This is a genomic window from Amycolatopsis sp. NPDC101161 (assembly GCF_044768185.1).
In the GTDB taxonomy this organism is placed as follows: domain Bacteria; phylum Actinomycetota; class Actinomycetes; order Mycobacteriales; family Pseudonocardiaceae; genus Amycolatopsis.
Genome location: NZ_JBIWPI010000001.1, coordinates 1,534,403 through 1,557,292 on the forward strand (window position 1 = coordinate 1,534,403; position 22,890 = coordinate 1,557,292).

Annotated in this window: 22 protein-coding genes and 1 pseudogene; 11 read left to right on the top strand and 12 right to left on the bottom strand. The window is 72.4% G+C overall.

Annotated elements, in window-relative coordinates; genetic code table 11:
- Positions 1–65: 65 nt before the first annotated feature.
- Positions 66–839 carry an NAD(P)H-binding protein gene (locus ACIRSS_RS07515; RefSeq protein ID WP_400891771.1) on the top strand — a complete coding sequence of 258 codons (774 nt, stop codon included), beginning with the start codon at positions 66–68 and terminating at the stop codon, positions 837–839.
- 8 nt (positions 840–847) lie between these two features.
- On the opposite strand, the gene ACIRSS_RS07520 is transcribed toward ACIRSS_RS07515, so the two are convergent.
- Positions 848–2,353: a DUF2235 domain-containing protein gene (locus ACIRSS_RS07520; RefSeq protein ID WP_400891773.1), complete on the bottom strand. Its 1,506-nt coding sequence runs from the start codon at positions 2,351–2,353 to the stop codon at positions 848–850.
- 111 nt (positions 2,354–2,464) lie between these two features.
- The gene (locus tag ACIRSS_RS07525) at positions 2,465–3,163 is read right to left on the bottom strand and encodes an ArsR/SmtB family transcription factor (RefSeq protein WP_400893402.1); all 699 of its coding nucleotides are present in this window, start codon (positions 3,161–3,163) and stop codon (positions 2,465–2,467) included.
- Positions 3,164–3,253: 90 nt separating this feature from the next.
- On the opposite strand from ACIRSS_RS07525, the gene ACIRSS_RS07530 reads away from it, so the two are divergent.
- Complete coding sequence (locus ACIRSS_RS07530; protein WP_400891775.1) at positions 3,254–4,453, top strand: MFS transporter; 1,200 nt, start codon at positions 3,254–3,256, stop codon at positions 4,451–4,453.
- Between the two features lie 10 nt (positions 4,454–4,463).
- Positions 4,464–5,423, top strand: a complete 960-nt coding sequence (locus tag ACIRSS_RS07535) for a threonine/serine dehydratase (RefSeq protein ID WP_400891778.1) — start codon at positions 4,464–4,466, stop codon at positions 5,421–5,423.
- Here the strand turns inward: ACIRSS_RS07535 and ACIRSS_RS07540 are convergent.
- Positions 5,420–5,914, bottom strand: a complete 495-nt coding sequence (locus tag ACIRSS_RS07540) for a hypothetical protein (RefSeq protein ID WP_400891781.1) — start codon at positions 5,912–5,914, stop codon at positions 5,420–5,422. The two genes, ACIRSS_RS07535 and ACIRSS_RS07540, sit on opposite strands and share 4 nt — an antisense overlap.
- A gap of 105 nt (positions 5,915–6,019) precedes the next feature.
- Here ACIRSS_RS07540 and ACIRSS_RS07545 point away from each other — a divergent pair, with 105 nt between their 5' ends.
- The 7 genes and pseudogenes from ACIRSS_RS07545 (at position 6,020) to ACIRSS_RS07575 (ending at position 11,654) form a co-directional block, all read left to right on the top strand.
- A complete protein-coding gene (locus tag ACIRSS_RS07545; RefSeq protein WP_400891783.1) occupies positions 6,020–6,655 on the top strand; it encodes a helix-turn-helix domain-containing protein in 636 nt (211 codons plus the stop codon).
- Between the two features lie 37 nt (positions 6,656–6,692).
- The gene (locus tag ACIRSS_RS07550; protein ID WP_400891786.1) at positions 6,693–7,838 is read left to right on the top strand and encodes an NAD(P)/FAD-dependent oxidoreductase; all 1,146 of its coding nucleotides are present in this window, start codon (positions 6,693–6,695) and stop codon (positions 7,836–7,838) included.
- Entirely contained in the window at positions 7,838–8,089 is a 252-nt protein-coding gene (locus ACIRSS_RS07555) for a (2Fe-2S)-binding protein (RefSeq protein ID WP_400893404.1), read from the top strand. Before ACIRSS_RS07550 ends, ACIRSS_RS07555 begins: the two co-directional genes overlap by 1 nt.
- Positions 8,086–8,205 (top strand): annotated as a pseudogene (locus tag ACIRSS_RS07560) (FAD-dependent oxidoreductase); the annotation flags it as partial. The gene ACIRSS_RS07555 and the pseudogene ACIRSS_RS07560, both read left to right, overlap by 4 nt.
- 354 nt (positions 8,206–8,559) lie before the next feature.
- The gene (locus tag ACIRSS_RS07565; RefSeq protein ID WP_400893406.1) at positions 8,560–9,744 is read left to right on the top strand and encodes an NAD(P)/FAD-dependent oxidoreductase; all 1,185 of its coding nucleotides are present in this window, start codon (positions 8,560–8,562) and stop codon (positions 9,742–9,744) included.
- On the top strand, positions 9,741–10,652 hold the full coding sequence (locus ACIRSS_RS07570; RefSeq protein ID WP_400891788.1) for a dihydrodipicolinate synthase family protein: 912 nt from the start codon (positions 9,741–9,743) through the stop codon (positions 10,650–10,652). The genes ACIRSS_RS07565 and ACIRSS_RS07570 overlap by 4 nt, the downstream gene beginning before the upstream one ends.
- Positions 10,653–11,654 (top strand): proline racemase family protein, encoded by a 1,002-nt coding sequence (locus tag ACIRSS_RS07575; RefSeq protein WP_400891790.1) that lies wholly within the window; start codon positions 10,653–10,655, stop codon positions 11,652–11,654.
- Here ACIRSS_RS07575 and ACIRSS_RS07580 read toward each other — a convergent pair.
- The 8 genes from ACIRSS_RS07580 to ACIRSS_RS07615 all read right to left on the bottom strand — a co-directional run bounded on the left by ACIRSS_RS07580 (position 11,651) and on the right by ACIRSS_RS07615 (position 20,465).
- Positions 11,651–12,001 (bottom strand): darcynin family protein, encoded by a 351-nt coding sequence (locus tag ACIRSS_RS07580; protein WP_400891792.1) that lies wholly within the window; start codon positions 11,999–12,001, stop codon positions 11,651–11,653. The genes ACIRSS_RS07575 and ACIRSS_RS07580 overlap by 4 nt on opposite strands.
- Entirely contained in the window at positions 11,998–12,888 is an 891-nt protein-coding gene (locus ACIRSS_RS07585) for an NAD-dependent epimerase/dehydratase family protein (protein WP_400891795.1), read from the bottom strand. Before ACIRSS_RS07585 ends, ACIRSS_RS07580 begins: the two co-directional genes overlap by 4 nt.
- A 106-nt stretch (positions 12,889–12,994) precedes the next feature.
- On the bottom strand, positions 12,995–14,383 hold the full coding sequence (locus ACIRSS_RS07590; protein ID WP_400891797.1) for a family 2B encapsulin nanocompartment shell protein: 1,389 nt from the start codon (positions 14,381–14,383) through the stop codon (positions 12,995–12,997).
- Positions 14,384–14,388: 5 nt separating this feature from the next.
- Positions 14,389–15,792 (bottom strand): family 2B encapsulin nanocompartment shell protein, encoded by a 1,404-nt coding sequence (locus tag ACIRSS_RS07595; protein WP_400891798.1) that lies wholly within the window; start codon positions 15,790–15,792, stop codon positions 14,389–14,391.
- A gap of 28 nt (positions 15,793–15,820) precedes the next feature.
- Positions 15,821–16,936 carry a family 2 encapsulin nanocompartment cargo protein terpene cyclase gene (locus ACIRSS_RS07600; protein ID WP_400891800.1) on the bottom strand — a complete coding sequence of 372 codons (1,116 nt, stop codon included), beginning with the start codon at positions 16,934–16,936 and terminating at the stop codon, positions 15,821–15,823.
- A gap of 26 nt (positions 16,937–16,962) precedes the next feature.
- Positions 16,963–17,814 (bottom strand): geranyl diphosphate 2-C-methyltransferase, encoded by an 852-nt coding sequence (locus tag ACIRSS_RS07605; RefSeq protein WP_400891802.1) that lies wholly within the window; start codon positions 17,812–17,814, stop codon positions 16,963–16,965.
- A 253-nt stretch (positions 17,815–18,067) separates the two neighbouring features.
- Complete coding sequence (locus ACIRSS_RS07610) at positions 18,068–18,724, bottom strand: DUF3152 domain-containing protein (RefSeq protein WP_400891804.1); 657 nt, start codon at positions 18,722–18,724, stop codon at positions 18,068–18,070.
- Between the two features lie 742 nt (positions 18,725–19,466).
- Positions 19,467–20,465, bottom strand: coding sequence for a polysaccharide deacetylase family protein (locus ACIRSS_RS07615; RefSeq protein ID WP_400891807.1), 999 nt, complete (start codon positions 20,463–20,465; stop codon positions 19,467–19,469).
- Positions 20,466–20,659: 194 nt separating this feature from the next.
- On the opposite strand from ACIRSS_RS07615, the gene ACIRSS_RS07620 reads away from it, so the two are divergent.
- Complete coding sequence (locus ACIRSS_RS07620) at positions 20,660–21,595, top strand: hypothetical protein (RefSeq protein WP_400891809.1); 936 nt, start codon at positions 20,660–20,662, stop codon at positions 21,593–21,595.
- A 130-nt stretch (positions 21,596–21,725) separates the two neighbouring features.
- On the opposite strand, the gene ACIRSS_RS07625 is transcribed toward ACIRSS_RS07620, so the two are convergent.
- Positions 21,726–22,196, bottom strand: a complete 471-nt coding sequence (locus ACIRSS_RS07625) for a hypothetical protein (protein WP_400891812.1) — start codon at positions 22,194–22,196, stop codon at positions 21,726–21,728.
- Positions 22,197–22,890 lie beyond the last annotated feature (694 nt).

The window sequence follows — 22,890 nt, forward strand, 5'->3', positions numbered from 1 at the left end:
GATCACAAAGGAATCATCGACGTTTTCCCATGGATCGTCTTGCCGGTTCGCGGTTGCCTGAGGGCATGACCACTTTGATCCTCGGCGGCACCGGCAAGACCGGCCGCCGTGTCGCCCAGCGCGTCCGCAACGCCCGGATCGCCTCCCGGGCCGGCGGTTTCGACCTCGGCGACCCGGCCAGCTGGGCGCTGACCGGCGTCACGGCCTGCTACCTGGTCGAACCCGACCTGCAGGCCGCGCGACTGCCGCGGTTCGTGGACCACGCGGTCGCCGCGGGCGTGTCCCGGCTGGTCCTGCTGTCCGCTCCGCGGGCGGGGGAGGAGGGGCATCCGCTGCACGCCGCCGAACAGGCGGTCCGCGGCTCGGGTGTGGGCTGGACCATCCTGCGTCCCCAGTGGTTCGCGCAGAACTTCAGCGAAGGCCCGTGGGCGCCGGGAATCCGTGCCGGCGTGCTGAGCCTGCCGGCCGGCGACGGCGGTGCCCCCTTCGTCGACGCGGAGGACATCGCCGACGTCGCCGTGGCGGCGCTGACGGGCGACCGGCACCACGGCGAGGTCTACGACCTGACCGGCCCGCGGGCGGTCGGCTTCGGCGAGGCGGTGGACGTCATCGCACGGGCCGCCGGACGGGAGATCGAGTACGTCGACGTCGAGCCCGAGGCGTTCGTCGAGCGGCAGATCTCCTTCGGCGTCCCGTCGCCGGTGGCGCGGCTGCTCACCGGCTTGCTCGCGGACCTGCGCGAAGGCCGGGGAGCCGACCTCGGCGACGGCGTCGAACGCGCGCTCGGCCGGCCGCCCCGGACGTTCGAGCGGTTCGTCGCCGCGACCACCTGGACCTGAAGGGACGGTCAGAGCCGCGTGACGGTCAGCCTGAGCGAACCCCGGTTGCTCGAGTAGCCCAGCCAGCTGTCGTTGGCGTAGGCGTAGAAGTAGCCCGGTTTCCTGTTGGTCCACCGCTTCACCCCGCCGCCGATCGGGATGGCGTCGTAGGGCTGCTGGACGTCGTGGGCGTCGAGGTTCGGGGCCGCCACCGCGCCGATCAAGGCCATCCACTTCGCGTCTTCGCAGCGGCGGCCGCCGAACGAGCGGGCGTCGGCGTCGTTGAGGCGCGCCAGCTGGGTCTGGAGCCAGGAGGACGTCGTGGCCAGGGCGTGCAGGACGTCCTGGAAGTCCAGGCGGGCGTCGGTTTCGGTGCCGTCGGGGTGGTGCGCGACCTTCCCGTTCAGCCAGCTCCCTTCGGCGCTGAACGCGTAGTCGCCGGGCTCGAGGTAGAGGCCCGTCCAGTTCCACGGCTTCCCGGCGTAGACGTCGACGGTCGCGGAGGCGCCGGCCTCCAGCCGCTTTCCGGGGCGGTACGGGCCGGTCGTGATCGGCGGTGCCGTCTGCCGGTCCACAGTGGACTGCGCGACGTCGGGGGAACCCGCGGTGATGAACGGGAACGCCCGCGGCGCCGGGCACAGGACCGTGTAGACGCTGTGGAGCGAGTTGTGCAGCACGTCCTGGGCGTCCGGCGCGATCTGCTCGTACATCGCCTTGTCGAAGACGAGATCCGGGACGGCGGCCTGGCACTGGTCGATCATCCACCGGAGTGCGGCGTCGGAGAGGCCGGTGCGGTCGTGGCCGCCGCCGACGTCGCAGTGGTCGCCCGGGAACCAGACCTGCGCGACGTCGCGGTCCTCGGCCACCTCGGACCACAGCGTCGGCATGAACGGGCCGCGCATCTCGTCGATGGCGAGTGCCTGACGGGCGTGCCGGACGTGCTCGCCGAGCTTCGTGTCGTGGAACCGGGGGAGGTGCCCGACGTGGTCCTCGACGAGCTTCAGCGGGCCGAGCCAGTCGGGGATGCCGAGCGAGCCGACGGTGTCCCAGACCCCGAGGAACTCGATCGGCACCGGTGAGGCCGCCTCGCCGGCCCCGGCCCGGTAGACGTCGGTGAAGAGCCGGTCGACCTCGGCCCAGAACTTCGTCGAATCCGCCTGCTTGAGCGTCGCGGGCAGGCCGCAGCGCTTGAGCATCCCGGAGAGGCTGCGGACGGTGAACGCCCCGCGGCTGAACCCGAACAGGTGGATCGCGTCGCCGGGCTCGTAGGTGCGGGCGAGCCAGCCGTAGGCGCTCTTGATGTTTTCGGACAGTCCTTTGCCGACCAGCCCGCCTTCGAGGTGGTCGAGCAGGCCGGGCCCGGTCCCGACGCCGGGGTGGTAGTACCGCAGCTGGTTGTCGCGCTCGGCCACCACGTGGTGGATCCGCGCGACGTTCGACGGGGCCGGCTGGCCCTGTTGCTGCTGGTCCGGCGTGTTCCACGTGCCGTCGCAGCAGACGACCAGGTGCCGCCGCGCGCGGCTCGGCTCGCTCATCCGATTCACCTTCGCTCCACTCGGGATGCTTGGGAGTCGCATCGATCCCGCCCGCGGTTACAGTCCCGAGGTCTGTAGGAGGCGGAACGGGGGCCGCCGGATACGGCGGGTTCAGAAGCCGGGCAGCAGCGCTCCGAGTTTCCGGTGGCCGAGCGGCGTGACGACGAGCTCGCGGTCGGCGTCCCCGCGCCGGACGAGCTCCGCGTCGAGGAGCGCGTCCAGGACCCGCCCGCCGAGGGCGCCGCCGAGGTGGGGGACGCGGTTGGTCCGGTCGAGGCACGCCGTCGCCCAGCGGCGGCGGCCCGGGTCCACCGCGGCCGGGTCGACGCCGAGGTCGTGGAACGCCGAGACGTCACGCCCCAGGGCCAGGTCGGCCGCCGAGCCGTCCGGGGGCCGCAGCGCGCCGCGGTCGACCAGCATGGCGAACACGGCCACGCCGAGCCGGCCGGCCGCGTGGTCGTAGCACGTGTGCGCGATGTCCACAGTGGACTCCGCCGGACGCGGGGGTGCCACCGAGTCGTTGCCGCCGTAGCGGGCGAGCGCGGTGAGCACCGGCAGGAGGTCGTCGCGGCCGACGCGGTACAGCGCGTGGCGCCCGGAGTGCTCGACCGTCACCAGCCCGGCCGCCCGCAGCCGGGCCAGGTGGTTGCCCAGCCGCGGCGCGGTGATGCCCAGCGCGTCGGCCAGCTGCACCATCGTGTGCGGGCCTTCGGCCGCGAGCAGCTGCAACGCCGTGAGCCGCACGGGATCCGACAGCTCCCGCGTCAGCCCGACGATCGCGGCCTGGACCGCGCTTTCCGGTTCGACCATTCCGCGCACGCCGGAATCCTAACACCATTCACGGGTTGCTGAACGATGACTGCCGTGCTTACCATTCAGGCTCTTGTGAAGGGTGGGTGCATGAGAAGTCTCCTGTGGGGCCGCGGCGTCTCCGCGCTCGGCGACGGCCTGTGGTTCACGATCTGGGCGCTCTACTTCACCCGGATCCTCGGGCTGCCGGTGGTGACGGTGGGCGTGGGCATGGCCGTGGCGAGCGCGGTGGGCATGGCCGCCGCGGTGCCGCTGGGCGCGTTCGCCGACCGCGCCGGCCCCCGCGCGGTGCTGGTGGCGGTGACGCTCGTGCGCGCCGCCGCGATGGGCGGCTACCTGGTGGTCGACGGCCCGGTCTCGTTCCTGGCCGTGACGGTGCCGTTCACCGCGCTGGCCACCGGCGGGACCGCGATCCGGACGGCGCTGGTCACCGGCCTGGTCGCCGACCCGGCGCACCGGCTGCGCGTACTGGCGCAGCAGCGGGTCGCCCAGCACGTCGGGTACGCCGCCGGCGCCGGCCTCGGGGCGCTCGTCCTGACCGCCGACGCGAAGTGGGCGTACACCCTGGCCATCGTGGGCAACGTGCTGAGCTTCCTGGTCCTGGCGGGCGCGACGCTGCTGGTGCCCGCACCTCCAGGACGCCCGGCCCGGCGCCCGGGCGCCCGGGAGGTGCTGCGCGACCGGCCGTACCTGTGCGTCGCCGGCGTGACGGCGGTGCTGTCCCTGTGCTGGGCGATGCTGTCGGCCGGGTTGCCGCTGTGGCTGTCCGGCTCGACGCGGCTGCCGCTGGGGCTCGGCGGGGTCGTGGTCGTGCTCAGCTCGGTGGGCATCGCGGTGTTCCAGGTCCCGTTCGCCCGCTTCGGCCGCACGGCGCGCCAGGCGGCCCGGACGGCGGTGGTGTCCGGGGTGGTCCTGGCCGCGAGCTGCCTGCTCCTGGCGACCACCGCCGGCGGCGGGGGAGCGGGCGCGGTGACGGTGGTCGTCCTGGCCGCGGTGCTGCACGTCGTCGGCGAGCTGAGCTACGTGGCCGCGAACTGGGGACTGTCGGTGCGGCTCATGCGCGAGGAGGCGAAGGGCGCGTACCAGGGGGCGAGCGAAGCGGCCACGGCGACGGTCCAGATGGTCGGGCCCGGCGTGTTCACCCTCGCGGTCGGCGGCCTCGGCGCGCTGGGGTGGGTGCTGGTCGCGCTGGTGTTCCTGGTCGCCGTCGCGCCCCTCCCGCGGCTGACCCGCTGGGCGCTCCGGACCCGGGAACCCGCGTTGGTCAGCGGGCTTCGTTTCCGCGACTAGGCTCGAAACCGTGCCGGACACGCGCCTCGACCTCGACCGGATCCGGGCCGCCCGCCGGGTGATCGATCCGGTCTTCCTCGACAGCCCGCTCTACCGCTGCGAACCCCTTGAACGCGAACTCGGCTGCCGGGTCAGCGTCAAGCTCGAAACCGCCAACCCCGTCCGCAGCTTCAAAGGCCGCGGCACCGAGCTCGTCACGCACGGTCTCGCCGAACGCGGTGAGCGCGCCGCCGTGTGCGCCAGTGCCGGCAACCTCGGGCAGGCCCTCGCCCTGTCCGGACGGCCCCGCGGGATCGAGGTGACCGTCGTGGCGTCGCGGTTCGCGCCCGCCGCGAAGCTCGAGCGCATCCGGGCGTTCGGCGCCCGGCTGGAGCTGGTGGACGGCGACTTCGAGGCGGCCCGCTCCCGTGCGGCGGACCTGGCACGGCGGCGGGGCGTCCGGCTCGTCGAGGACAGCCTGGACGTCGAGACCTGCGAAGGCGCGGCGACGATCGGCCTCGAACTGGCCGACGCCGGCCCCTTCGACGCCGTCCTCGTCGCCCTCGGCGGCGGCGCGCTCGCCACCGGCGTCGGCCACGTCCTGAAATCCCTCGCCCCCGGCACCGAAGTGATCGCCATCCAGCCCGAACGCGCGCCGGCGATGGCGCGGTCGTGGCGCGAACGCCGGGTCATCACCACGGACTCGGCCGACACGATCGCCGACGGCGTCGCTGGCCGCTTCCCCATCCCGGAGGTCCTCGACGACCTGCTCCAGGTCGCCGACGACGCGGTCTTGGTGCGGGAGACGTCGATCATCGCGGGCCTGCGGCTGTTCCTGGAGCAGGCGGGTCTCGTCGTCGAGCCGTCGGCGGCGCTCGGCCTGGCGGCGGTCCTCGAAGACCGCGACCGCTTCGCCGGGCGGCACGTGGCCACCATCGTCTGCGGCAGCAACGTCGACTTGGCGGCTTACCGCGGCTGGCTCGGCTGTTAACGCTTCAGCAGGCCCTTTTCCCGCATGACCGCGCGGAACACTTCGTTCTGCGCGGCGTCGAGCACGCTCGCCGGGAACGCGAGCGTGCCCTCGGACTCCGTCCTCAGCACCCAGAACCCCCGCACCAGCGCGACGCTCTTGAACGTCGGCCACAGCCGGCTGACCGCCCGCCCGGGAGCCTCGGCCGCGTACCCCGCGTCGGTCAGCTCGAGCCGGGTCGTCCCGGGCTCGGCGAAGGGCCGCAGCGCCCGGGCGACGCGCCGCGCGTAGAAGACCGGCCAGCCGAGGCCGAGCAGCAGGACCACGACGCCGACGACGAGCCCGACCGGGTCCGGCTCCGCGCCCTGGAGAGCTTCGGTCAGCGCCAGGATCCCGAGCACCACGTAGATCCCGGCCGGCAGCCAGCGGGCGACCGGGGCTTTCGGGTGGCAGGCGCGGAACGACTGCTTCGCCATTTCCGGCGTGTAGACGAACGACGACGAGATGTCCACGGAAGCGTTCCCCCAGGGTGGTGATCGGTGCGCGCCCATTCTGGCACGGCGGCCCGGCGTGGCATCATGGGCCGCGATCGGCAAACCGAACGGAGACGACGCTCGATGGACGCTTTACCGAACGGCGGGACGACCGCGACCGAGCCGTCGATCCGGGACATGCTCGCCGTCAACCTGCGCGCCGCGCGGGCCGCCCGGGGCCTGTCGCTGTCCGAGCTGTCGCGGAGGTCGGGCATCGGCAAGGCGACCCTCTCGCAGCTGGAAGCGGGCACCGGCAACCCGACCATCGAGACCGTCTTCAGCCTGTCCCGCGCCCTCGAAGTCGCCATCTCCGACCTGCTCGACCACCGGCCCCGCGGCGGCCTGACCGTCGTGCGCGCCGCCGACGTGGAGGTGCTCCGCGGCGAGGGCGTCGACCTGCGGCCGCTGCGCCGGATCGAGGACGGGAACAGCGTTTTCGAGGTCTACGACCAAGTCGTCCGCGGCGACGCGCCGCAGCGGTCGCAGGGGCACGTCGGGGTCGAGCACACCGTCGTGCAGACCGGCGGGCTGCGCGTGGAGGTCGCCGGCCGGACCGTCGACCTCGGACCCGGGGACTACGTCGCTTTCGACGCCCGCGAGCCGCACAGCTACACGGCGCTGGCGGCGCCCGTGCACTCGGTGCTGCTGCTGCAGTACCGCGACGGCGAACGGCTCGACGGGCGGCCGCACCCGTTGACACCCGCGGCCCCGGAGACCTAACCTCCGATCGTTCGCTTTACCGAACACCGGAGGGTCGATGAACCGAACGCGGGTGGTGGTGATCGGGGCCGGTGTCGTCGGGGCGGCGTGCGCCCGGGAGCTGAGCCTCGCCGGGTTCGGCATCGTAGTCGTCGACCGCGGCCGGCCTGCGGGCGGCACCACTTCGCATGGCGAAGGCAATCTGCTCGTCTCGGACAAGGGTCCTGGCGCGGAGCTCCGGCTCGCGCAGCTCTCGGCGCGGCTGTGGCCGGAGATCGCGGCCGAACTCGGCGAAGGCTGCGAGTTCGACCCGAAGGGCGGCATCGTCGTGGCCACGACCGAAGCCGGTGCGAAGGCACTCAAGGCGTTTGCGGCTTCGCAGGCCTCGGCGGGGGTGCTGGTCGAAGAACTATCCACAGTGGACCTTTTCGCGGCCGAACCGTCATTGACCCGCGCGGTGACGGCCGCCGTCCGCTACCCGGAGGACGCGCAGGTCCAGCCGGCCGGCGCGACTCTCGCCCTGCTCGGCTCGGCCCTCGCGCACGGCGCTCGCCTGCGCACCGGCACCGAGGTCACCGGCGCGGTCGTGCGCGGCGACCGGATCACCGGGGTCCGCGTGCCCGGCGAGGTCCTCGAGGCGGACGTCGTCGTGAACGCGGCCGGCCCGTGGGCGGGCGAGGTCTCGGCGCGCCTGGGGGCGCCGATCGCGGTCCGGCCCCGCCGCGGCGAGGTGCTGGTGACGACGCCGATGCCCGGCGTGGTCCGGCACAAGGTGTACGACGCCGACTACGTGGGCGCGGTCGGGTCCGGCGACGGCGAGCTGCAGACGTCGGCTGTCGTCGAGTCGACGCGGGGCGGCACGGTCCTGATCGGCTCGTCGCGCCGCCGCGTGGGGTTCGACGACACGATCGTGCCGTCGGTGCTGAGCGCGATCGCGGTCAAGGCGCTGCGGTTGTTCCCGTCGCTGGCGGACGCCGCGGTGATGCGCGCGTACGGCGGCTTCCGGCCCTATGTGGACGATCACCTCCCGGTCCTCGGCGAGGACCCACGGCTCGGGAACCTTTGGCACGCAACGGGACACGAAGGCGCGGGCATCGGCCTGAGCGTCGGCACGGCTCGGCTGCTGCGTGAACTGCTGACCGGGTCCCCGCTGTCGATGCCGGTGGAGGAGTTCACGGTGGACCGTCCGGCGGTGGTGGCGTGATCGAGATCAGCGTCGACGGCGAGCCGCTGGCGGGCATCGCGGGGCAGACGGTGGCCGGGATGTTGCTGGCGGCCGGGCGAACGTCGTGGCGCACCACGCGATCCGGCGCGCCGCGCGGGGTGTTCTGCGGGATCGGAGCGTGCTTCGACTGCCTGGTGACGGTGAACGGAGTGCCCGACGTCCGCGCGTGCCGCCGCCGAGCCGCCGACGGCGACGAGATCCGCACCCAGTCCCGGCAGGAGGAAGCATGAGGCGGGTGGTGATCATCGGCGCGGGCCCCGCCGGACTGGCGGCCGCCGAGCACGCCCTGAGGGCCGGGGCCGAGGTGACGGTCGTGGACCAGTCGGACGCGCCGGGCGGGCAGTACCACCGGAAGTTCCACCCGGACCCGCCCGGTTTCGGGGAAGTGCTGAGCCGCTGCGAGTGGTGGCCGGAGAGCACGGTGTGGGCCATCGAAGCCACAGCCGCAGCCCCGGGCGGCGGCGAGGTCGGCGGTGCCGAGTTGGGCCCCACCGCTGGCGCGGCCGCCGGGACCGGCGATCCCGGGCCTGGCAGCGCTGGGATTGGCGATCCCGGCCTCAGCGGTGCCGGTGTGGCGGCTGTCGGGCCTGGCGGTGCTGCCTCGGTGGCTGTCGGTGTCGGCGGTGCCGGTGTGGCGGCTGTCGGGCCTGGCGGTGCTGCCTCGGTGGCTGTCGGTGTCGGCGGTGTCGGCGGTGCCGGTGTGGCGGCTGTCGGGCCTGGCGGTGCTGGCTCGGCGGCTGCCGGTCCCGGCGGCACCGGCGCGGCGGCGGCCCGGGTCGGCAGCCCCAGCCCGGGCGGACCGCCACCCGCCCTCCGGATCCACATCCTGCGCGGCCCGGCCGACGGCTCCGCCCGGCAGAAGCACACCCTCGAACCCGATGCCCTCGTCCTCGCCACCGGCGCGCACGATCGCGTCCTCCCGTTCCCCGGCTGGCAGCTGCCCGGGGTCTACACCGCGGGCGCCGCCCAAGCCCTCGCCAAGGGAGAACGGGTCGCCGTCGGCAAGCGCGTTCTCGTCGCCGGGGCCGGGCCCTTCCTGCTGCCCGTCGCCGAATCGCTGCTGGCCGTCGGCTCCGATGTCGTCGCCGTCCTCGAAGCCAACACCGCCGTGACCGTCCTCAAAGGATGGTCCGGGAAGGTCCACCCCGGCAAAGCCGCCGAACTCGCCCGGTATGCCGCCACCCTCGCCCGCCACCGCGTCCCCTACTGCTTCGGCCGCGTCGTGGTCGAAGCCCACGGGGACGACCGGGTCCGCGAAGTCGTCACCGCCCGCGTCCGCGCGGACTGGTCGGTCGTCCCCGGCACCGAACGCACCCACGCCGTCGACGCCGTCTGCGTCGGGCACGGCTTCGTGCCGCAACCCGAGCTGGCCGTCGCCGCCGGCTGCGTGCTCGACGACGGCTTCGTCCGCGTCGACGGCGACCAGCGCACCAGCGTCGCAAACGTTTTCGCCGCGGGAGAGGTCACCGGGATCGGCGGAGCGGACGCCGCACGCGCAGAAGGCGCCATCGCCGGGTGTACCGCCGCCGGAGGCACCGCGAGCCGCGACCTGCTCCGCAAACGTGACCGCGCCCGGGCGTTCGCGCGCCGGCTGAACACCGCCCACCCGATCGGCGCCGCCTGGCGGGGCTGGCTGCGCGACGACACGATCGTCTGCCGCTGTGAAGAAACCACCTACGGCCGGCTGAAGAAAGCCGTCGCCGACCCCGTCATGCCGGGACCGCACGCGCTCAAGCTCGGCACCCGCGCCAGCCTCGGGCCGTGCCAGGGCCGGATGTGCGGCCCCACCGTCGCCGAGCTCTGCGGCGGCGCCGATCGCCACCACCGACCGATCGCCCAGCCGATCCGCCTGGGCGAGCTCGCCGCACCCGAAGGAGAGTCATGAGCACTCGCGATCTCGGCGGTGTGGTCGTCGCCGCCGCGCTGCCGTACAAGACCGACGACGCCGCCCCCGCCGGGCTGGCCGTCGACTACGACGCCTACGCCGAACACTGCCGCTGGCTCGTCGGGAACGGCTGCCGCGGCGTCGGCCCGAACGGCTCCCTCGGCGAATACTCCTCGCTCACCGACGACGAACGCCGCCGCGTCGCCCGCACCGCGATCGAGGCCGTCGGAAGCGACGGGATCGTCGTCGTCGGCGTCCACGGACCCGGCGCGCACCAGGCCAAGTACTGGGCCGAGGCGGCGGCCGAGGACGGCGCGCACGGCGTCCTCTGCCTCCCCCCGACGCTCTACCGCGCCAACCGCGGCGAGGTACTCGCCCACTTCGAAGCCGTCGCGTCGGTCGGGCTGCCGGTGATGGTCTACAACAACCCCTTCGACACGAAGGTCGACCTCACGCCCGACCTCCTCGCCGAAATCGCGCAGATCGACAACGTCGTCGCCGTCAAAGAGTTCTCCGGCGACGTCCGGCGCGTGCTCGAAATCCGCGAACGGGCGCCGGGGCTCGCCGTGATCAGCGGCGCCGACGACGTCGTCGTGGAAAGCCTGCTGATGGGCGCGACCGGCTGGTTCGCCGGGTTCCCCAACGTGTTCCCGGCCGAGTCGGCGCGCCTGTTCGAGCTGGCCACGGCGGGCAAGCTCGACGAAGCCCGCGCCCTCTACGAGCCCCTGGTGGCCGCGTTCCGCTGGGACTCGCGCACCGAGTTCGTCCAGGCCATCAAGCTCGGGATGGACATGGTGGGCCGCTACGGCGGGCCGTGCCGGCCACCACGAGGGCCGCTCTCCGATGTCCACCGCGAGCAGGTCCGCGCCGACATGGGCCGGGCGCTGGCCGCGCTGGGGGTGGCGTAGGTGCGGTCTTCACGCGCGATCACGGCGGTCGACTCGCACACCGAGGGCATGCCGACCCGGGTGGTGACCGGCGGCGTCGGCCCGATCCCCGGGGACACGATGGCCGAGCGCCGCCGGTACTTCATGGCGCACCTCGACCACCTCCGGCAGTTCCTGATGCACGAGCCGCGCGGGCACTCGGCGATGAGCGGCGCGATCCTGCAGCCGCCCTGCCGCGACGACGCCGACTGGGGCGTCGTGTACATCGAGGTGTCCGGCTGCCTGCCGATGTGCGGCCACGGCACGATCGGCGTCGCGACGGTGCTGGTCGAGACGGGCATGGTCGAGGTGACCGAGCCGACGACCGTGGTGCGCCTGGACACCCCGGCCGGGCTCGTGCACGCGGAGGTCACGGTCCGCGACGGGCGCGCCGAACGGGTCAAGCTGCGGAACGTGGCGTCGTTCCTCGCCGAGCGCGACGCGCTCGTGGACGTGCCCGGGCTCGGCGAGGTCCGCTACGACCTGGCCTACGGCGGCAACTTCTACGCCATCCTCGAACTGTCCCAAGTGGACATCCCGTTCGAACGGTCCGAAAAGGACCGCATTCTGGGTGCGGGCCTGGAGATCATGGCCGCGATCAACGACCAGCGGCCGCCGAAGCACCCGGCCGACCCGCTGATCGGCGGCTGCAAGCACGTCCAGTTCCTCGCGCCCGGCTCGGACGCGCGCAGATCGCAGAACGCGATGGCCATCCACCCCGGGTGGTTCGACCGCTCGCCGTGCGGGACGGGCACCTCCGCCCGGATGGCCCAGCTGCACGCGCGGGGCGAGCTGCCGCTGCACACGCCGTTCGAGAACAGCTCGTTCATCGGCACGACGTTCACCGGCGAACTGGTGGGCGAGACGGAGGTGGGCGGCGTCCCGGCGGTGATCCCCGAGTTCTCGGGCCGGGCGTGGATCACCGGGACCGCCACCTACCTGCTCGATCCCGATGACCCCTTCCCGACGGGTTTCGTGCTCTAGGAGGTGATGCTGGCGACCGCGTCGACGCCGTAGTTCCTGGCGTACCCGTTCTCGACCCCGACCAGGATCTCGGCGACCTCGAACCAGCGGTCCCAGAAGGGGGTTTCGCGCAGGGCTTCGACCAGGAGCTGGTAAGCCTCGTGGTCGACGGCCTCCCACACCCAGACGTCGGTCACGCGCGCCGAGTAGAACTCGGTGTCGTAGAAGCGCGACCGGACGCCTTTGGTCTTCTCCTCGACCGCGGGGACGATCTCGGTGCGGAAGGCCTCGATCCGCTGCTCGACCGTCATGGCCAGCCATTCGGGCGTGGTCTTGACCAGCATGAAGGCGGTTACCGTCGCGTTCACGCGTACGCACCCGCCTCGATGTCCTCGACCAGCGTCGGCCCGGACGGCGTCCAGCCGAGCAGCTCGCGGGTGCGGGCGCTCGACGCGGACATGTCCGTCGCGAAGAACCGGCCGACGAACCCGAAGTGCTCTGCCGCATCCTCCGGCGCGACCGAGGCCACCGGCAGGTCGAGCGTGCGCCCGATCGCCTCGGCGATCTCGTGCGTCGTGACGGCTTCCTCGGCGACCGCGTGCAGGCGCGCGCCCGCCGGGGCGGCCTCGAGGCCGAGCCGGACGAGCCGGGCCGCGGCCGGGCGGTGGACCGCCGACCAGGCCGCGGCACCGTCGCCGACGTACGCGGACACGCCGTGCCGGCGGGCCGCCGCCGTGATGGAGGCCAGGAACCCGTGGTCGCCGACGCCGTGCACCGACGACGCGAAGCGGACGCTGACCACCCGGACGCCCTTCTCGACGTACTCGAGCGCGAGGTTTTCGCCGCCGCCGCGCATCGAGTCCGGGCCGACCGCGGGGGAGACGTCGGTTTCGAGCGCGGGCCGGCCCTGGACCAGGCCCGCGAGCGCGCCGGCGAGCAGGAACGGCCGGTCGGTGCCCGCGAGCGCGCCGGCCATCGCCTCGATGGCGGCGCGTTCGGTCCGGTTGTTCTCGGCCGGGTTCGCCCAGTCGTGCTTGTTGCCCAGGTGGACGACGGCGTGGGCGTCGATCGCGCCGTCGCGGAGGCCGTCGAGGTCGTCGAGGTCGCCGCGGCGGACCCGGGCGCCCTTCTTGGCGAGCGTGAGGGCCGCGGCGTCCGAGCGGGCGAGGCCGGTGACCTCGTGCCCGGCGCCGAGCAGTTCGTCGACGACGGCGGTGCCGATCCACCCCGTCGCGCCGGTGACGAACACGTGCATGGTGCTGCTCCTTCTTCGGGGAACTCGTTGACGCTTCCGAAGTTAGGAGCCACGGCGGTAGTCGTGCCACGCAACTTTGACAATTGATACTTGCATCAGACGCAAGTCAGTAACCCGTTTCCACGTGATCCAGGACGCCGAGCGCGTCCGGCACCAGCACGGCGGCCGAGTGGTAGGCACTGACCAGGTACGACGTCACGGCCCGGTCGTTGATGCCCATGAACCGGACGTTGAGCCCGGGCTGGTACTGGTCGGGGAGCTCCTTGGGGCGCAGGCCGATGACGCCGGCGTCGTCTTCGCCGGTGCGCATCGCGAGGATCGACGTGGTGCCGGTGTCGGTGATCGGGATCTTGTCGCACGGCAGGATCGGTACCCCTCGCCAGGCGATGACGCGTTTGCCGTCGAGGAGGGTGGTGTCGGGGTAGACGCGGGCGCGGGTGCATTCGCGGCCGAACGCGGCGATCGCGCGGGGGTGGGCGAGGAAGAACTTCGTCTTGCGGCGTCGGCAGAGCAGGTCGTCGAGGTCCAGTGGGGTGGGTGGCCCGGTGCGGGTGGTGAGGCGGTGTTTGAGGTCGACGTTGTGCAGCAGTCCGAAGTCGGTGTTGTTGACCAGTTCGTGTTCTTGCCGTTCCCGTAACGCTTCCACGGTGAGCCGCAGCTGTTGTTCGAGCTGGTTCATCGGGTTGTTGTAGAGGTCGGCGACGCGGTTGTGGACCCGCAGCACGGTTTGCGCGACGGCGAGGTCGTACTCGCGTGGTGATGGGTCGTAGTCGACGTAGGTGCCGGAGAGGATCGGTTCGCCGTCGTGCCCGGCGGACAGGTCGATGCTCGCTTCGCCCTTGGCGTTCTGGGGTTTGCGGGGCCGTCCGATGGCTTCGGCGACGTGGCTGCGGAGCGACTCCGATCGGCCGTTGAGGCGGGCGTAGGCGTCGGCGGGCAGGACGAGCGCGATGACGCGGGTGGCGGCGCGGGCGGTGAAGGGCCAGGTGGCGTCGTCGCGGGCGAGGAGTTCGGCGCCGAAGTGGTCGCCGTCGGTGATCGTGCCGAGGGTGACGTCGTCGCCGTATTCGCCGCGGCCGTGCTGGGTGACTTTGCCGTGCGCGAGCAGGAACAACGTGTCCAGCGGGGTGCCGGCGTCGACGATCGTCGAGCCGGGTTCGTATTCGCGTTGCTCGAAGGCGTCGGCCAGCGCTCCGAGTGCTGTTTCGTCGCCGAAGCCGCGCAGGAGTTCGAGTTCGGTGAGTTCGGCGGGGACGACGTGGACGCGGGCGCCGGTGGTGTAGAAGGAGACTTTGCCGTCGCCGACGGTGTAGGTGAGGCGGCGGTTGACGCGGTAGCTGCCGGCGGGGACGTCGACCCAGGGCAGCTGGGTGAGCAGCCAGCGGGTGGTGATGCCGCGCATCTGCGGCGGGGTTTTGGTCGTGGTGGTCAGCGTCCGCGCGGCCGTGACGCTCAGCGACAGCTGCAGGGACGCCGTTTCCTCCGTCACCGTCACGGGTCTCAGCCTTCCCGGCCGAGTTCGACGCTTTCCAGCACCGCCAACGCGTCCGGCACCAGCACCGCCGCCGAGTAGTACGCCGACACCAGATAAGAAATGATCGCTTGTTCGCTGATGCCCATGAACCGCACGTTCAGCCCCGGCTGGTACTCGTCCGGCAGTCCGGTCTGGTGCAGCCCGACCACGCCCTGGGCCTGTTCGCCGGTGCGCATGAGCAGGATGGAGCTGGTGCGGGTGTCGGAGACGGGGATCTTGTTGCACGGCAGGATCGGCACCCCCCGCCAGGCCGGGACGTGGTGCCCGCCGAGGTCGACCGCGTCGGGATACAGCCCGGCTTTGGTGCACTCCCGGCCGAACGCGGCGATCGTCTTGGGATGGGCCAGGAACACCGCCGGGTCCTTCCAGACCAGGGCGAGCAGTTCGTCGAGGTCGTCGGGGGTGGGTGGGCCGGTGCGGGTGGGGATGCGCTGGGCGAAGTCGGCGTTGTGCAGCAGCCCGAACCCGGGGTTGTTGATCAGTTCGTGTTCCTGGCGTTCCCGCAACGCCTCCACCGTCAGCCGGAGTTGTTGTTCGATCTGGTTCATCGGCTGGTTGTAGAGGTCGGCCACCCGCGAGTGGACGCGTAGGACGGTTTGGGCGACGGAGAGTTCGTATTCCCGCGGTTGGGCGTCGTAGTCGACGAAGGTGCCGGGCAGGGTGGGTTCGCCGTCGTGGCCGGAGGCGAGGGAGATTTCCGCTTCGCCGTGATCGTTACGCGCGGACGCGCCGCCGGCGACGTAGGCGTCGAGGTGGGCCTGCAGGGTCTCGGAGCGGGCGAGGACGTCGTCGAAGGCGGGGCGGGGGAGGGTCAGGACGGTGCAGGTGGTGACGGCTTTGGCGGTGAATTCCCAGATCCCGTCGCGCTGGATGAGGGTGTGGTCGCCGAAGTAGTCGCCGTCGGCGAGGGTGCCGAGGACGGTTTGGTCGCCGTAGGCGCCGGTGCCGGCTTTGGTGATTTTGCCGTGGGCGATGAGGAAGACCTGGTCGGCGGGGGAGCCGAATTCGACGAGGGCGTCGCCGGGGTGGTAGGTGTGCTGGGTGAAGCGGGCGGCGAGTTCGGTGAGGACGTCTTCGTCGTCGTAGCCGCGTAGGGGGGCGAGTTCGCCGAGTTCGGGTGGGATGACGCGGACGTCGGTGCCGGTGGTGGTGAAGGTGACGCGGCCGTCGCCGACGGAGTAGGAGAGGCGGCGGTTGACGCGGTAGGCGCCTCCGGAGACTTCGACCCAGGGGAGGATCTTGAGCAGCCAGCGGGAGGAGATGCCTTGCATCTGGGGGACCGACTTGGTCGTGGTGGCCAGGGTGCGGGCCGCGGCCCGGCCGAGGCTCAGTGGTGCCTGGTCGGTGTCCACCGGGTCGGTGACGGTCACAGCGAAAACCACCCAATCGATTCGTAGGTCAAGATCGGTAACGGGGGTTGGTGGCGTGCCAGGTGAAGCCGCCGCCCATCCAGGAACGGACGCCCACGAGGAACCGCTGCAGCTCCGGCGACGGGACCGCCATCAGCTCCCGGTGGCCGTCCTCGAACTCGTGGACGATCTTGTTGTGCAGCTCGACGGTCGCTTCGACCGCCTCCTCGACCGAGCACCCCCGGTCGGCGGCGATCTGCAGGACCATGTTGCAGACCGGCTTCTCGTCGGCCGCGTCCTTGGCCACCGAGTGCAGGTCGTTGACCAGCACCGACGCCGTTCCGGCCCGCATCATCGCCTCCCGCACGCGCGGGTCGTAGTAGAACGGCGCGGCCAGCTCGTAGCCGCCGACGGCGTCGACGAGGGTCATCGACGTGTAGAAGCTGTCGTGCTGGCGGGCCGCCAGGTACTCCCACGCCGGTGGGTATCGCCCGGTGTGGCGCCACGCCGCGTAGGCGTCCCAGCTGACGAACATCGAGAACGTCGCGTAGCAGACCCGCTGGACCAGCACGGGGGAGCCGTGCTGCCCCAGGTGACCGACCGCCGAGTGCAGCCCGACGAGGATCGGGTCCGCCCGCAGCGCTTCTTCGAGGGGCGCCGAGAACTCCCCGGCCGGCGCGACCGGGTCCATGGCCGCCATGACGAGCGCCAGGCGTGGCGGCAGTTCGGTCGGCGCCGCGCCCAGCGTGCTGTCGTCGGCGTAGTAGTCGTCGGCCGCCCACCAGACCGCGTTCAGCTGCGCCGCGACGAGCAGCCGGTCCGGGTCGTCGCAGTCGGGGTGGGCGAGCATCGCCAGCCTGCCGAAGCCGGCGTGGGCGATCTGGTCGAGGCCCGCGCCGGTGAACCCGCACTCCTCGGCCCAGGCGACCAGCCGCCGGTCGACCTCCCCGGCGAGGGCGTCGTCGACGCGGCCGGCGACCGGGCAGTACAACGGCGGACCGCTGCCGTCTCCCCACGGCAGATGGGCGTAGGCCGGGTCCTGCCCGGGCGCCGGCGCGAACTGCGTCGCGATCCGGGCCGCCGCGGTGCCGATGCCGAACGGGCCCGCGAGCAGGCTCGCGGTACCCCCGCTCGTCCATTGTGGACACTCGGTGCCGGTCGTCATGGTGCTCTCCCTCGTCGCCGGACGCCTCAGACGCGGTCGGCGGCGATGAGCAGGTAGTGGAAGCTGCCCTCGCGGTAGGCGGTCAGGAACGGCTTCTCGACGCCGGTGGCGACCGACGACTGCTCCCGCAGCTCCCAGTACGGGATCGTCGCGGCCGTCAGGTCGACGACGTTGATCGGCACGAACCCGTTGTCCGACAACGCCTTGAAGTAGTCGCCGCGGGCGTGGATGTTGCAGATGTAGTGCTGGTCGATCTGGCTCACCGCCCGCGACCGGCCGCCGGTGACGTCGTTGTAGCACCCGGTGATCGTCACGTACCGGCCGCCGGGCTTCAGCTGCCGCGCGTGCTCGGCGAACAGCTCGTGCAGGTCGACGTACATCGTGCTCTCGTTGTTCCAGATCCCTTGGAACACCCCGGATTCGAAGCCGGTGTCGAGCATGTTGCGCAGGTGGTAGCGGACCGAGCCGTCGATCCCGCGCTGCCGCACGTGCTCGTTGGCGAACGCGACCTGCTGCTCGGAGATGGAGATCCCGTCGACCTGGCAGCCGAAGCGCTGGTGGGCCATGACGCTCGTGCCGCCCCGGCCGCAGCCGGCGTCGAGCAGCCGGTCGGCGGGCCCGATCGGGCCGAGGTGGTCGAGGAGGACGTCGGCCTGCGCGGTCTCGAGCCGGTGCATCTCGGCGATGATCGCCTGGTCGCGCTGGGGCTCCGGGACTTCGAGCACGGCCGGGTCGTAGTCGCCGAGGCCGTAGTGGTGGTGGTAGAGACCGTCGACATCGCCCAGCCGGAGGTTCACCGGGTCCTTCTCCGCGTTCCAGTAGTCGGCGACCGACTGCTGGTACGCGGTGCGGGTCACGGGCTGGTCGAGAGCCGTCATCGAGAAACTCCTCGTTCGCGTTTTTCCTTGGTGTGCAAGGAACTCTCCGGACAGCCCGGTGTCGTCCCCTCCCCGTCGACGCTAGTGGCGGAAGATCCGGGGGGACAAGGAGCTTCACTCGCGCTGCCCGGGGTGTGGTCCGTCTGGCCCAACGACGGCCCTGCGGGCGGTGGTGGGCGACGGCCGCGGAGGAACCCTTTCGAGATCGGCCGTGACTCGTCCGGTTGACGAGGTGCGACCGTGGGTCGCCGCCTCAGCCGACCCACGGGTTGGGCCGGCAGACGGCACCGTCCGGCTCGACTCGCCTGGCGGCCCCGGGCTCGGCGCGGTTCAGCTCCGCGAGGTAGGTGTTCGAGAGGCCGAAGGTCTGCTGCATCATGACGGGCGCGGGGGCACCCGGCGCCGGGCAGCCGACGTGCCCGTAGCCGAGGACGTGACCCATTTCGTGGTTGACGGCATAGGTGCGGTAACCGGTGAGGTCACCGCCGAAGGAGTGCGCGCCGCGGACCCACCGCGCGAGGTTGACGACGATCCGGTGGGCGACGTGGCAGGAGGAGTCGTAGGGGATGGCGAACCCGCACAGCGCGCGGCTGGTGCCGGGGGTGGTGAGGCTGATCCGCACGTCCGGACGCGCGTCGGGCGCGATTTCCCGCCGGAAGGTGACGCGGCCCTGGCCGATCCAGCCACGCCGGTCGGCGAGGATGGCGTCCACTTGTCCGCCGAACCCGGGGGCGTCGACGCCGTCCTCGATTTCGACGGTGTAGGTGAGGTCCCGAGGGCCGGTACCGGCGAGGGTGCGCGGACCGGGGACGATGTGCCAGGTCTCGGCGCCGGTGGGGGTGACGGGCGGGCCGTCGGGAAGAGCGGCGGGTTCCGGTGCGCGGGTGGTGATGGGCGCAGTGGGGGTCACTGGAGTGGGGGTGCCGCTCAGGCGCCGCGGTTCGGCGGCGCGGGGGAGGAGAAGGAGGGCGACCGCCAGGGCGATGGCGAAGACCAGGACTGCCGGGGGCCACCAGGCTGCTGGTGATGGCGGCGCGGCTGGCGACTCCAGGAGGTTGTCGGCGGTGCTTTCCTCGGTGGTGCGACGGGGTTCGGTCGCCAGTGGGAGAACGGCGGTCGTGGGTGGCGCGGGGTCCGGATCTGATGGCCAGATGATGGGTGGCGGGGGTTCGGTGGGTGCGGGGTTCGGAGGGCCGGCGGGATCGGCCACCGGGGCGGCGGGTTGTACTGCCGCTGGAGTCGGCTCGGCTGTCGTGGTCGGGTGCGGAGTCGCCGGGATCGGTGGTGCTTGTGGGGTGCGCGGTCGGGCGAGCGGGGCCAGGTTCAGGGGAGGTGGTTCGGTTGCCGGGCTCGCTTGTGGGCGCAATGGTGCGATCGAGGGCGCCTGCGCGGGGCGCGCTTGTGCTTGCAGGCGCGATGGTTCGGCCGGTGCGGTCAAGGACGCATGCGGCGGTTCGGTCGTGAAGCCCGTTCGTGCGACCCCGGCCGCGCTTCCTTGCGGCGACCGCGGCCGGGGAACCGCACCCGCCCCCGCGCGCCGCAAACGCAGCCGGCGGCGGGGGCGCGGCACCCCGGCCGCCGGTTCCTCCTCCACCTGCTGGACCGCCCGAGGCCGGGGCCTCGGCTGCGGCAGCCAATCGACGCGCGCCGGTTCAGTAGGCAAGGCCCACGCTCGCGCACGCCGGGGCCGGGGCCGTCTCCGATCGGGGGTACGCCACCGTCGACGGGTCTCCGTCGGACGTGTACCGGTGGCCGTGCGGCGATGCCAGCACGTCGAGCCAGTGCGACGAGCCGTACTCCGCCTCCGCGCCGCTCGACTGCGACCGGATCCGCGGGATCGCCCCGGGATCGAAGGCCGCCGAACACGGCGACGGCGCCGGCCCCGCACCCACCAGAAGCACGCCCTCGTAGGAGTAACCCGGTCCCCGCAACGCCGACTCCGCGCGCCGCGGGTGCGTCCCGTACGGCAGCGCCAACGTCCGCGGCTGGTAGCCCGTCGCGCGGATCGCCGCGTCCTCCTCCGTGATCGCCGTCGTCACCTCGCTCTCCGACGCCGTGCGCAGGTTCGTGTGGTGGCGCGTGTGGTTGCCGATCTCGAAGCCGTGCGCGGCCAGCCAGCGCAGCGCCGGCCCGTCGTCCGGCGCGCCGAACGGGTGCTCGTTGACGTACAGGCTCGCCACCGGGCGGAACCGGCGGTGCTTCGCCGCGACGTCGAACAGCATCCGGATCGCCGTGCCCGCCGCCGGCTGTCCTTGCGGCGTCAGGGCGAACGTGCTCGGGTCGCCGTCGTCGAAGGTCAGCACCACCGGGTGCGCGCCGGCCGGGAGGTCGAGCCGGCGGGACACCAGCTCGGCCGTCGTCACCGGGACGTAGTCCTCCGCCGCCAGCCGCTCGAGCTCCGCGGTGAAGTCGGCGGGCGTGCGGTCGTACACCGACCGCGGGTGCCCGGCGATCCGGTGGTACATCAGGATCGGCACCCGCCCGAGCTCGTCGGCCCCGGCCTGCCGCGCGGACGCGGGCGTGACGCGGGTGGGCGTGGCGGCGGCGGGCGCCGGGCGGGGCGCCGGGGTCCCGGCGGGTGCCGGACCGCCGCACGCCGTCACGGCGGCCACGGCGGCGAACCCCGCGCCGAGGCGGAAAAGGCTACGCATGCGGGAAGTGTGGAGCCGTGGCCGCCGCGGCGCGGCCCGGCCCACCGGGTCGGGTGAGCGCGGATTTCCCCGCCACAGGCCGGAAATCCACGTTTCCGCAGGCAGCGGGCCCGGCCGCGGAACGGCTCCCGGCACGATGCGGTGATCGTCGCGCCCGGCGTTTGCGCGAAGATCATCGCGGGTATTTCCCTGCGATGGCCCCGAAAACGGCGTCCGCCGCCGGACGCATCCTCGATCGACGCCTGGTCCTCACCGTCGCTCTGGCCGGTCTCGCGGCGACCGCGTGCGGCGCGCGCCGGTCCGGCCGAGCCCTCGCCGTGCCCGTCACGGCGACGCCGGCCCCGCCGGCACCACCGCCGAACCCCCTGGAAAACGGCCTGCTCGTCGGCTTCTGCGGCGCACCGGGGTCCCCAGCGCTCGGCCGGATGACGGGCGATCTGACGGCGGCGAGCCGCGAGCTGCGCCAGCGGATCCGCGCCTTCCCGGCGGGCCGGCCGATCACCCCGGTCGTCGAGCTGATCGCGACCACCGTGCACCGCTCGCCCGGCGACGACGGCATGTACCGCAGCCGCTGCGCGGAGGGGACGGTGCGGGACTACCTCGACGCCGCGCGCGCCCTGAACGGCCTGCTGCTGCTGAACATCCAGCCCGGCCGCGCCGACTTCCTGCCCGAGGTGCAGGCGTACGAACGCTGGCTGACCGAGCCGGACGTCGGTGTCGCGCTCGACCCCGAGTGGGCCGTCGAGCCGGGGGTGGTGCCGGGGAAGAAGTTCGGCCGCACGACCGGGGACGAGCTCGACGGCGTCGCGCGCTACCTCGGCGGCCTCGCCGAAGCGCACCGCTTGCCCGCCAAGGTCATGGTGTACCACCAGGTGGCGTCGTCGGTGGTGCGCGACGAAGAGCTCTTGCACGCGCACCCCGGCGTCGCGCCGGTGAAGGTCGTCGATGGCATCGGTTCGGCGGCGGCCAAGAAGGCGACGTGGAAGACGCTCATGACGACCCGGCCGGAGCACGTGCGGCCCGGGTTCAAGCTGTTCTTCGACGAGGACACCCGCCGCGGCGCGGCCCTGATGACCCCGGCGGAGGTGCTGGCGCTGAGCCCGGTGCCCGCGTACGTCGTCTACGAATAGCGGTGTTCGCGCGAAAGCCCGGTGCGGATCCGCACCGGGCTTTCTCCTTGTCCACGACGAAAGCCCGGTGCGGTGAGGTCAGCCGCACCGGGCCATCGCCGGCTGTCCGTCCGGGGTCTCCGACCGGTCCCTAGCCGATCGGGACGGGCAGCCCGCCGAGAAGGTCGTTCACCAGCGAAGACAGCGAGATCAGGAGCCGTTGCAGCAGCGCGTTGAGCAGCGCGGAAACCGGCGGGAGGCTCTGGCGGGCCTTCAGGTCCGCGGCCAGCCGGTCGACGCCGTCGCGCGCTTCGGTGTTCTGTTGCCGGGCCGTGGCCGCCTTGTCGCGGGTGTCGGCCTGGATGGTGTAACGGTTGCCCTGGGCCAGATCCGTGAGCACCGGATCGAGGTCGGTCAGGGTGACGCGCGTGCCGGCGACGTCGCCGCCGTCCGCGCGCGAGACCAGCTGGTCGCGCAGGGACTGGACTTGGGCCGCCGCGCTCGTCGTGCTCGACGAGCCGCTGCCGCCGGGTCCGCCCGCCGACGCCACGCCCACTCCGGTCAGGGTCACCGCCGTCGCGGTGAGGAAAACCGTGACCGCACGGGCCAGTGCACTTTTCATGTCGTACTCCTCCGGAATTCCGATACCGACTGGAGATCATCGTGATCTCCGGACGCGATTACCGCGAGCGGATCCGCTGACCTCGGCGGACGCGGCGATTCCGCTCGGTGCACAGGGGGTCGGGGATCTGCGGAACAAACATCGAGTTCGCGTGAAGCCGATCGTCGGCAATTCCGTGCGCTGGTTACCTGACGTGATCGCATCACTCGTTGGTGAGGCTCGATTACGATGAACGGCTGAAATGGCCCGGGTTTCTTCACGGAAGGTATGACTGGAGTGGTTCTCGCGTGGCACGCGAGTTTCACTCGGACGTGACGTTTGTCGGGGGAATTAATGGGTAACCAAGCGCATTTGCCTACGGCTGGAAAGCCACTCTTAAGAAGGGTACGACGCAAAAGCACTTCTTGCGCGCTGAGTGCCTCGCTAATCTGGGTGGCGGCCGCCGGCTCCGGTTTCCGGTCTTCCGGCGGCTTCCTCGGTGCCGAGACCTGACACAAAGGCGCCATTCGGAGAAAAACGCGGAACGTCCCGGTGCCGTCGGCGCCGGGACGTTCTGTGCGGGAGAGAGGATGGGGCAAGTGCGGCGCGCCTGGGGAGCTCGGGCACCGGAAGCGGTGCGGGAGAGGAGTTCCGACGCACCCGGCCGTCCCGGCGCGCTTGGCGGCGCCGGGCCGGCCGGTGGGTTTCGGCCCAG

Excerpts from the sequence above, each read along its gene's own strand:
- ACIRSS_RS07585 (WP_400891795.1), bottom strand. The coding sequence starts at position 12,888 with ATGCACGTGTTCGTCACCGGCGCGACGGGGTGGATCGGCACCGCCGTC.
- ACIRSS_RS07615 (WP_400891807.1), bottom strand. The coding sequence starts at position 20,465 with ATGCGTAGCCTTTTCCGCCTCGGCGCGGGGTTCGCCGCCGTGGCCGCC.
- ACIRSS_RS07550 (WP_400891786.1), top strand. The coding sequence starts at position 6,693 with ATGAACCGAACGCGGGTGGTGGTGATCGGGGCCGGTGTCGTCGGGGCG.
- ACIRSS_RS07600 (WP_400891800.1), bottom strand. The coding sequence starts at position 16,936 with ATGACGACCGGCACCGAGTGTCCACAATGGACGAGCGGGGGTACCGCG.
- ACIRSS_RS07520 (WP_400891773.1), bottom strand. The coding sequence starts at position 2,353 with ATGAGCGAGCCGAGCCGCGCGCGGCGGCACCTGGTCGTCTGCTGCGAC.
- ACIRSS_RS07625 (WP_400891812.1), bottom strand. The coding sequence starts at position 22,196 with ATGAAAAGTGCACTGGCCCGTGCGGTCACGGTTTTCCTCACCGCGACG.
- ACIRSS_RS07545 (WP_400891783.1), top strand. The coding sequence starts at position 6,020 with ATGGACGCTTTACCGAACGGCGGGACGACCGCGACCGAGCCGTCGATC.
- ACIRSS_RS07620 (WP_400891809.1), top strand. The coding sequence starts at position 20,660 with ATGGCCCCGAAAACGGCGTCCGCCGCCGGACGCATCCTCGATCGACGC.
- ACIRSS_RS07530 (WP_400891775.1), top strand. The coding sequence starts at position 3,254 with ATGAGAAGTCTCCTGTGGGGCCGCGGCGTCTCCGCGCTCGGCGACGGC.
- ACIRSS_RS07525 (WP_400893402.1), bottom strand. The coding sequence starts at position 3,163 with ATGGTCGAACCGGAAAGCGCGGTCCAGGCCGCGATCGTCGGGCTGACG.
- ACIRSS_RS07570 (WP_400891788.1), top strand. The coding sequence starts at position 9,741 with ATGAGCACTCGCGATCTCGGCGGTGTGGTCGTCGCCGCCGCGCTGCCG.
- ACIRSS_RS07605 (WP_400891802.1), bottom strand. The coding sequence starts at position 17,814 with ATGACGGCTCTCGACCAGCCCGTGACCCGCACCGCGTACCAGCAGTCG.
- ACIRSS_RS07515 (WP_400891771.1), top strand. The coding sequence starts at position 66 with ATGACCACTTTGATCCTCGGCGGCACCGGCAAGACCGGCCGCCGTGTC.